This is a genomic window from Streptomyces doebereineriae (assembly GCF_031845645.1).
Lineage (GTDB): Bacteria > Actinomycetota > Actinomycetes > Streptomycetales > Streptomycetaceae > Streptomyces > Streptomyces canus.
The window spans coordinates 1-480 of record NZ_JAVREZ010000156.1 but is presented as its reverse complement, the minus strand read 5'-3'; the positions used below and the strand labels follow the sequence as shown (position 1 = coordinate 480).

Genomic DNA, 480 nt, shown 5'->3' with positions numbered 1-480 from the left:
ACCCGGACCGGGCCCCACGCCTGGTTCTCCAGCATGTCCCGGTACTCCTCGGGCACCTCGTCCAGCTTGTCCTCGTTGAGGACGGCGAGGCTCATGACGTGCCAGCGGACCTCGATGTCGCGGACCTTCTCGACCTCCAGAATCCAGCGGGAGGTCATCCACGCCCACGGGCAGAGCGGGTCGAACCAGAAGTCGGCCGGGGTCTTGCCGTTCGCCGCGGTGTTCCGGGACATGTCTCTCCTCAGGAAAGGGCCTGTTGCTGCTGCGGTCGTGAACGCCTCCGAGGGGGTCTCCCATTCCCGGACCGAGGGGGTCTCCCGTTCCCGGACGGGGCTCTCCGGCCCCGGCCGCATAACCGGATACCGGCTCCCCGGGACGCGTGCAAGGATCAATGGGTTCGAACACGACACATGACGCGCGTCACGAAGGAGTGCCCGTGCCCGGTGAAAACCTGTCCCGCGACGAGGCCCAGAAGAGGGC

The 480-nt window shown here is 67.5% G+C and carries 1 protein-coding gene; it reads right to left on the bottom strand.

All coding sequences use genetic code 11. From position 1 onward, the window contains the following. A partial coding sequence (locus RNB18_RS51205; protein ID WP_311720950.1) for a DsbA family protein occupies positions 1-233 on the bottom strand: 233 nt, incomplete at its 3' end. Positions 234-480 lie beyond the last annotated feature (247 nt).